The following is a 1,815-nucleotide window of genomic DNA, read 5'->3' on the forward strand; positions in this document are numbered from 1 at the left end:
TTTCCCTCCCCAGAGCTTGCTTAACACACATTAAGCTTAAAAGCATTAAAGCAATAAACTAAAGCTTTAAGCTTAATGTCTTTAGAGTTTACTTAATAAGGAGTTTTAATATTATCTTGCAACTATAAAAAAGATTTATCATCATCAATCTAATAAGCTATAAACTAATAATTATATTGATATTTTTTCTTTAACTTTATTTTGTTGTTTTAAGCAAACTCTGGGCAGTTAAATTGTTTATTCACACTAACTAATAAATAGTTAGTGTGAGAATAATCTTACCACCATAAACCTAGTTTTAAAAACATAGTATGTGAAGTGGTATTATCAAATGTAAATGCACCTGCATAATTTAATGATAAATCAGCATTATCAGCTATAGCATAAGAAAGACCTAATTGTCCAAATCCATAATACTTAGAAGTATCTATATCTGTACTAATTTCATTTGGACCTAGTTTTAAACTTCCTTTTGCATCATTGTATAAATTTACTACACTACCTATAGTAATATTAGTTCTTAATTTATCACTTAAAGGCTTATATAATTTCACAGCTGCTATTGCATCAAAGAAATTAAATTGTTCTGCCATATAATGCTCTTTTAATCCATCTATATGTCTTAGAGCAAAGTTTTTATTACTCATACCATAATAGCTTAAACCTATTTCTGGAGATATTCTAGCTATATCTAAAGTATTATAATAATTAGCACCTAATTTTACTTCAGCACCATAACCATATACCTTAGCATCACTTTTTATACTAGATGGAATATTTTTATAAGTTTTTTCTATATCTGTTTTAGTATAGTCTAATTTAGTATTAGCACTAATATAGTATTGATCTATACCATTTCTTGCTATTACTCCATAATAAGTTAAACCACCATAATAAGTTTTATCATCAAATTTAAGTCTTTGAGTAGCTTGTTCTTTAGAAGAATCTTCATAACCTAGATAAAAACCTATAATACCATAATCTTTTGGTAATTCTTTAAAAGATCCTCCCATTAAACCTGCAGTATCAACACTTAATTGTCCTACACTCTTTCCTATCTTAATAGAAGAGTGATTATAATAAGGAAGTAAGAAAGAATGATTACTTGCTTTTGGATTTTTATTAGGAATAAATATATCTTCTAATTCAGCTAATAAATCAGCATCATTTCCATAAGCTTCTCCTTTTTTAGACAATTCCATATCTAATACTTGAGAGAATTCTGTTTGGAAGTTTTGAGCAGTAACATCTCTTAACATATTAGAGATATTAATATTTCTTAATCTAGAAGAATACACCATAGATTTAGCTAATGTTTTACCACTTAATTCAGCTAAGTTAACATTAGCTACATACTTACCATTACCCAAACCTATAAAGTCATAAATACCTGATAAGCTATGGATATTATAACCATTTACACCTGCACCATTATTGGTTTTATCACCTGCTATATTACCATCTTTATCTGCAAAGAAAGTATTACCTTCATAAACTGTTTGGAGTTTTAGTTTTTCTGTATTAACATAGATTTTATCTGCACTAATACCACCAAGATTATCTCCACCTATAATGATAGAATTTTCTAATCTTTGTTCATTACTTTGAGTATAGTCAAGTTCATCAAAGTACCAACCATCTATACTGATTTTACCGCCATTGTTTTTAATATGATAACCATCACTTGATTTGGTGATAGTACCACCATCCCACTTAGCATTTCCAGCTTCTGAGCTTACTTGACCATTGCTTAAGGTTAAAGTACCACTATTAGTAATACCTCCATAGATAGTACCAGTGTTTTCAATATTGATA

The 1,815-nt window shown here is 28.3% G+C and carries 1 protein-coding gene; it reads right to left on the bottom strand.

The window, feature by feature from the left end; all coding sequences use genetic code 11:
* Positions 1-278: 278 nt before the first annotated feature.
* On the bottom strand, positions 279-1,815 hold a 1,537-nt coding region (locus L8U00_RS07750), incomplete at its 5' end, for an autotransporter outer membrane beta-barrel domain-containing protein (RefSeq protein WP_263709107.1).

Origin of the sequence: Campylobacter sp. IFREMER_LSEM_CL2256, from assembly GCF_025771645.1 — a bacterium.
GTDB lineage: Bacteria > Campylobacterota > Campylobacteria > Campylobacterales > Campylobacteraceae > Campylobacter_D.